This is a genomic window from Acidovorax sp. Root219 (assembly GCF_001428665.1).
Lineage (GTDB): Bacteria > Pseudomonadota > Gammaproteobacteria > Burkholderiales > Burkholderiaceae_C > Acidovorax.
In genome coordinates this window covers 135,969-142,761 of sequence record NZ_LMIJ01000008.1, presented here as the reverse complement: position 1 = coordinate 142,761, position 6,793 = coordinate 135,969, and the positions used below count along the sequence as shown (strand labels likewise).

At 68.3% G+C, this 6,793-nt stretch carries 5 protein-coding genes; 2 read left to right on the top strand and 3 right to left on the bottom strand.

Annotated features, from left to right (window positions below; genetic code table 11):
- Nucleotides 1–215 precede the first annotated feature (215 nt).
- Both ASE28_RS07945 and rpsU read right to left on the bottom strand, forming a co-directional pair.
- Nucleotides 216–665 carry a GatB/YqeY domain-containing protein gene (locus ASE28_RS07945; protein WP_057266017.1) on the bottom strand — a complete coding sequence of 150 codons (450 nt, stop codon included), beginning with the start codon at nucleotides 663–665 and terminating at the stop codon, nucleotides 216–218.
- Between the two features lie 114 nt (nucleotides 666–779).
- Nucleotides 780–992: a 30S ribosomal protein S21 gene (gene rpsU, locus ASE28_RS07940; RefSeq protein WP_007833691.1), complete on the bottom strand. Its 213-nt coding sequence runs from the start codon at nucleotides 990–992 to the stop codon at nucleotides 780–782.
- Nucleotides 993–1,314: 322 nt separating this feature from the next.
- Between rpsU and ASE28_RS07935 the strand changes: the two genes are divergently transcribed.
- Complete coding sequence (locus ASE28_RS07935) at nucleotides 1,315–4,575, top strand: EAL domain-containing protein (protein ID WP_057266015.1); 3,261 nt, start codon at nucleotides 1,315–1,317, stop codon at nucleotides 4,573–4,575.
- A 73-nt stretch (nucleotides 4,576–4,648) separates the two neighbouring features.
- Complete coding sequence (locus ASE28_RS07930; protein WP_057266013.1) at nucleotides 4,649–5,380, top strand: helix-turn-helix transcriptional regulator; 732 nt, start codon at nucleotides 4,649–4,651, stop codon at nucleotides 5,378–5,380.
- Here ASE28_RS07930 and ASE28_RS07925 read toward each other — a convergent pair.
- Nucleotides 5,374–6,618, bottom strand: a complete 1,245-nt coding sequence (locus ASE28_RS07925; protein WP_057266011.1) for an NAD(P)/FAD-dependent oxidoreductase — start codon at nucleotides 6,616–6,618, stop codon at nucleotides 5,374–5,376. The two genes, ASE28_RS07930 and ASE28_RS07925, sit on opposite strands and share 7 nt — an antisense overlap.
- Between the last annotated feature and the right edge of the window lie 175 nt (nucleotides 6,619–6,793).

The window sequence follows — 6,793 nt, the reverse complement described above, 5'->3', positions numbered from 1 at the left end:
GCGGGCTGCGGCCAAGGCTGGCCGCCTTGGCAAAGCCCGCAACGCCGCGATGCGCCCGCTGCCACCCCGGCCCGAAGGGTGAGGGTCTGGCAGAGCCGCACTCGTCGTTGCCGTGCTCGCCGGGTGTGCAACCCGGCTGCGCCCGTCGCCTAGATTGCGGCCCTGCCAGACCCTCACGCACAGCCGATTTCTCGGTTTCAGTGGACTAGAGGCGATCAGCCGCCGGCCAGCGCGGTCTTCACCGCTGCCGACACCTGGCCCATGTCGGCCTTGCCGGCCAAGCGCGTCTTGACCGCGCCCATCACCTTGCCCATGTCACCAGGGCCCGAGGCGCCCAGTTCGGCCACGATGGCCTTGACGGCGGCCAGGGTCTCCTCTGCCGACATGCGCTCGGGCAGGTAGGCCTGCAGTACCACCAGCTCGGACTTTTCCTTGTCGGCCAGGTCCTGGCGCGCGGCCTGCTCGAAGGCGGCGATGGAGTCCTTGCGCTGCTTGATCAGCTTGTCCACGATGGCGATGACGGCCACATCGTCGAGTTCAATGCGCTCATCGACTTCCTTTTGCTTGAGGGCCGCCAGCAGCAGGCGGATGGTGCCCAGGCGTTCGCTGTCCTTGGCGCGCATGGCGGTCTTCATGTCTTCGGTGATCTGGTCCTTGAGGGACATGGCATTTCTCCTGTGGTCTTGTCGTTGAATCTGCAAAAAAAGGGAGCGCAAAAAGCAAAAAACCCGCGCCTGGCGTCCCGAGCGCGGGTTGATGCGGCCTGTGAGGGCCAGCGATCAGTACAGCTTCTTGGGCAGCTGCATGCTGCGCACGCGCTTGTAGTGGCGCTTCACGGCGGCAGCCTTCTTGCGCTTGCGCTCGGCCGTTGGCTTTTCGTAGAACTCGCGGGCGCGCAGGTCGGTCAGCAGGCCGAGCTTTTCAATGGTGCGCTTGAAGCGGCGCAGTGCAACGTCAAAGGGTTCGTTTTCTTTTACGCGGATCGTAGTCATTAGCTAATGTGTTCCAAATTTTTTTGCCGCGCAGAGGGTCTTGGGGAGATCGGGCCTCAAGACCATGCGTGGCGGTTGCCCCCGTCTGTAACTAGTATTTGGCCGACGGGGCATGCCAGCGAAGCCGAGCATTATAGCAGTCGGATGCGGGAAATGTGCAAGTGCGTTCCGTGCGCCCCAAGGTGGTGCGTGTGGCGCGGAAATTGCATGTGTACTTACAGAGTGTTTCCATTGCGCCTGGCTTGGGCGCACTGGAGCACGATCTCATCGTCCGGCACCGAACCGCCGGGCGCATCTTGCAGGAACGGGAAACTGGGCACCCATGGCAATCATGCACCGCGTATCAGGTTGGCTAGGCCGGCTCAGTGTGGGCCGCAAGCTCATGCTCATCTATCTGCTGGACCTCACAGCGGTGATCTATGTCTCCAGCATCCTGATCCACGAGAAGAACCAGGCCATCGATTTCACGCGCAAGGAGATCGTGGGCACCAGCTACGCCACCGTGGTGCGCGATGGCCTGCTCGGCCGCTTCCTGCAGCCCGGCCAGCCAGCCCTGTCGGTGGCCGACACGCTGGCGCGCCTGGACACGGTGCGCGCCGAGCACGACGAGGCCCTGCACACCCAGGAGGCCGGCCAGCGCTTCAAGGACGCGCTGGAACGCCTGGGCACCGATGCCGCCGCACAGGCCGATCCGCAGGCCCTCACCCGGTTGCGCAGCCAGTTGCTGCGCGATGGGCGCGAGCTGCTCACCACCGTGGGCAACCAGTCCAACCTGATCCTGGACCCGGACCTGGACAGCTACTACGAGATGTCGCTGTCGGTGTTGCGCTTTCCCGAGCTGCTGCAGGCGGTGCACGACACGGTGAGCTTTTTGAACTCCCCGCGCACCGCGCGCGGGCCGCAATGGTCGTCCGAGCTGCTCACACTGGTGGGCCGGCTGGAGGCCGTCACCCTGGGCATCGAGTCGGACTACAACCAGGCCTTCATCGCCGGCACGCCTGAACTGAGAACCGCGCTGGTGCACGACCGCGAGGCGCTCAACGCCACGCTGCTCGAATTCCAGTCGCACCTGCAGGCCATCGCCAGCGGCGAATCGCGCCTGACCATGGCGCAGCTGACCGAGCAGGAGGCCAAGGTGCTGGGCGCCTTGCAGGCCGCCTGGGGTTCGGGCATCAACGACCTCGATCGCCTGCTGCACCAGCGCGTGGACAGCCTGTACTCGCGCATGTGGCTGCACCTGGGCACAGCACTGGTGCTGCTGGGCTGCATCCTGTCTTTGGTGACGCTGGTGGCGCGCCAGATCGCCAAGCCACTGCAGCAACTGGCCCGCGTGGCCGACGAGGTGAGAAAGAGCGGCGACCACACGCTGCGCGCCCACTGGAGCAGCAGCGACGAGATCGGCCGCCTGGTCACCGCCTTCAACGGCATGCTGGCCCAGCTCGACCGCGAGCGCCTGCTGCAGCAGGAGCTGGCCGCCAGCGCCCGTGCGGCCGAGGCCCAGCGCGAGCTGGTGGAGGCCTTCCCCATCCCGCTGATGGTGACCTCCATCCCCGAGCACGAGGTGCTGCACTCCAACGCGCCGGCCGGGCAGTGGCTCAATGGCCGCACCGTGGACCCCTGGGTGGCGGGGCTGGAGCCGGGCGTGCGCGCGCGCTTCTTCCAGCGCCTGGCAGACCAGGGCTCGGTGGACGAGTTCGAGGTGCGCTGGAAGGGCGGGCCCGAACCGTCGTGGGCCGTGCTGTCGGCGCGGCGCCTGGTGTTCCAGGGGCGCGACGCGGTGCTCACGGCCTTCACGCCGATCAATGTGCTCAAGGTCATGGAGCAGCGCCTGGAGCTGTGGGCCAAGGTGTTCGAGGCCTCGTCCGAGGGCATCATCATCATGAACGCTGACCAGCAGATCATCAGCGTGAACAAGGCCTTCTGCCGCAGCACGCACTACGACTTCTACGAGGTCATCGGCGAGGGCCTGGGGTTCCTGCAGGAGGACACCGCAGGGCAGGAGCCGCTGTCGGCCCAGATCGCGCGCGCCATGCAGGACAAGGAGTCCTGGCAGGGCGAGGTGCGCTTTCGCCGCCGCTCGGGCGAGACCTACCCGGCCTGGCTCATGGTCTCGGCCGTGCGCGAGGGCAAGGCGGGCGCGGTGGTCAACCACATCGGCATCGCCATCGACATCACCGACCGCAAGCTCAACGAGGAGCGCATCCAGTTCCTGGCCCACCACGACGTGCTTACCGAGCTGCCCAACCGCTCGCTGTGCGTGCAGCGCCTGCAGCTGGCGCTGGCGCACGCCCAGGCCTGCAACGAGCGCGTGGCCGTGCTGTTCATCGACCTGGACCGCTTCAAGGCCATCAACGACACGCTGGGCCACCACATCGGCGATGGCCTGCTGCGCTCGGTGGCGCAGCGCCTCACGCAGGCCGTGCGCAGCCGCGACACCGTGAGCCGGCTGGGTGGTGACGAGTTTGTGGTCATCATGCGCGACGTGGCAGGGCCCGAGGACGTGCAGCAACTGGTCGAGAACCGGCTGATCCCGCTGATCCGCCAGCCGCACCCCGTGGAGGGTCATGAGCTCAATGTGAGCTGCAGCGTGGGCATCGCCGTCTACCCCGAGGACGGCGGCGACATCGACGAGCTGATGCGCCGGGCCGATGCCGCCATGTACGAGGCCAAGACCACCGGCCGCGACATGGCCCTGTTCTACTCGGCCGAGACCGACCAGCGCGCGCTGGCCCGCCAGTCCATGGAGCAGCACCTGCGCCGGGCCCTGGGGCGCGGCGAGTTCAGCCTGCACTACCAGCCGCGGCTGAGCGCCCGGGGAGGGCGCCTGCAGGGTGTGGAGGCGCTGCTGCGCTGGAACAACCCGGTGCTGGGCATGGTGCCGCCCAGCGAGTTCATCCCCATCGCAGAAGAGACCGGCATGATCCGCCCCATCGGCGCCTGGGTGCTGCAGCAGGCCAGCGCGCAGTGGCTGGCCTGGCAGTCGCTGGAGTACGAGGGCCCGCTGGGCCGGGCGCCGCATCCGCTGTCCCAGGTATCGGTCTCGGTCAACCTGTCGGCGGCACAGCTGGCCGATCCGCAGCTCGTGCCCGACATCGAGGCGCTGCTGGCCAAGAGCGGCATGCCGGCCCACCGGCTGGAGCTGGAGATCACCGAGTCGCAGCTCATGGACCATGCCAACTCGGCCGAGCGGCAACTGGCAGCGCTCAAGGCGCTGGGCGTGCAGCTGTCCATCGACGACTTCGGCACCGGCTATTCGAGCCTGGCCTACCTCAAGCGCTTCGACATCGACCGGCTCAAGGTGGACAAGTCCTTCATCCACGACATGCTCACCAACCCGGCCGACATGGCCATCACCCGCGCCATCATCGCGCTGGGGCACACGCTGGGCCTGAAGATCGTCGCCGAAGGGGTGGAGGACCTGGCCACCGCCCAGGTGCTGGATGCGCTCGACTGCGAGGAGCTGCAGGGCTTTCACTTCACCCGGCCGCTGCCCGTGGCGCAATTGCAGGAGTGGGTGCTGCAGCACGCCAGCCGCCCCGCGCTGGGTGATTCGCGCTTTGGCGAACTGGTCAGCATTCCCTGAGCCATTCACGGGGGCAGGCTCACTTCGTCGGCGTGCGAAGTGTTCCAGCCCTCGCGCGGTGCACACTGTTGGCATGAACACCAACCAGATCGCCCACATCGCCGCGCTCGTCGGCGAGCCCGCGCGCACGGCCATGCTGGTGGCGCTGATGGATGGGCGCGCGCTCACGGCGCGCGAGCTGGCCGATGCCGGCCACATCACCGCCCAGACGGCGAGCCGCCACCTTGCCTTGCTTGTCGAGGCCGGGCTGCTGCGCCTGGAGCGCCAGGGTCGCCACCGCTACCACCGCCTTGCCTCGGCCGACGTGGCGCGCGTGCTCGAAGGCCTGATGCAGCTGGCCGTGCAGCAACCCGCACCCGCCGCCCCCCGGCCGGTGGTGGTCGGCCCGCGCGATGCGGCCCTGCGCACCGCGCGCACCTGCTACGACCACATTGCCGGCCGCCTGGGCGTGGCCATCACCGAGCACCTGCTGGACGAGGGGGCCATGGCCTTCGACGGCGATGCGGGCGGCCATGTCACGGCGCAGGCCGCACCGGTGTTGCAGCGCCTGGGCCTGGATGGAGAGGCCAGCCAGGGCGCGGCGGGCAGCGGCAAGCGCCCGCACTGCCGCCCCTGCCTGGACTGGAGCGAGCGGCGCATGCATGTGGCCGGCCGCCTGGGCGCCGTGATCTGCAGCCATTGCCTGGGCCAGGGCTGGCTGCTGCGCCGTGCCGACAGCCGGGCGCTGGAGATCACGCCTGGCGGTGCCATCGCACTGCGCAACTGGCTAGGCCATGCGCGGTGGAATGCGATGGTCGATCACTGAGCTGTGCTGGCGGGGAGCGCCCCGGCACAGGCATGGGCGCTGGCCCAGGCCCACTGGAAGTTGTAGCCACCCAGCCAGCCGGTCACGTCCACCACCTCGCCGATGAAGTACAGGCCGGGCTGGGTCTTGCATTCCATGGTCTGCTGCGAGAGCACGCGTGTGTCCACGCCGCCCAGCGTCACTTCGGCCTTCTTGTAGCCCTCGGTGCCGGTGGGGGTGAGTTCCCAGCGCGCCAGTTGTTCTGCCAGGCGCGCCAGTGCCTTGTCCGAGGCTTCGGCGACGGGGCGCTGCCAGTCCGCCTCGCGCTGGGCCCAGGCATCGGCCAGGCGGCTCGGCACCAGGGTGGCCAGCTCATTGGCGATGAGCTTGCGCGAGCGCAGCTTGGCCTGCGCCAGCGCGGCCGGCAGGTCCACCGTGGGCGCGAGGTTGATGGCCAGGGGCGTGCCTTCCTGCCAGTAGCTCGATATCTGCAGCACCGCCGGGCCCGACAGGCCCCGGTGCGTGAACAGCAGGTCCTCGTCGAACACCATGCGCGCCTTCTTGGCGCCGGTGCTGATCTGCACCGGCAGCGCCAGGCCCGAGAGCTGCGCATAGGGCGCCCAGGCGTCCCCGTCGAAGGTCATGGGCACCAGGCCTGGGCGTTGTTCGATGAGCGGAACGTTGAACTGCCGCGCCAGCCGGTAGCCGAAATCGGTGGCGCCGATCTTGGGGATGGACAGCCCGCCCGTGGCCACCACCAGGCTGCGCGCCTGCACCGGGCCCCGGTCGGTGTCCACCAGGTAGCTGCCGCCCTGGCCGTCGGTGCCGGTCTGGAAATCGATCTTCTTCACACCGCAGGGCTGCCAGTGCGTCACGCCGCCTGCGGCGCATTCGGCCAGCAGCATGGCGATGATGTCCTCGGCCGAGCGGTCGGCAAACAACTGGCCCTTGTGCTTTTCGTGGTGGGGGATGCCGTGCTTTTGCACCAGCGTGATGAAATCCTGCGGCGTGTAGCGCGACAGCGCCGAGCGGCAGAACTGCGGGTTCTGCCCCACGAAGTGCTTGTGCGGCGCAGCTGGATCGAGGTCGCGGTTGGTGAAGTTGCAGCGCCCCCCGCCCGAGATGCGGATCTTCTCGGCCACCTTCTCGGCGTGGTCGATGAGCAGGACCTTCAGGCCTCGTTGGCCCGCCTGGCCCGCGCAGAACAGGCCGGCTGCGCCGGCGCCGATGATGATGGCGTCAAAGAAAGGGATGGTCATGGATGCCGCGGATTGTAGGGGGGCGAGTCCACTGAAACCGGGAAATCGGCTGTGCGCCGGGGTGGCAGCGGGTGCAGCGCAAGGCGCGGGCTGCGGCCAAGGCTGGCCGCCTTGGCAAATCCCGCAACGCCGCGATGCGCCCGCTGCCACCCCGGCCCGAAGGGTGAGGGTCTGA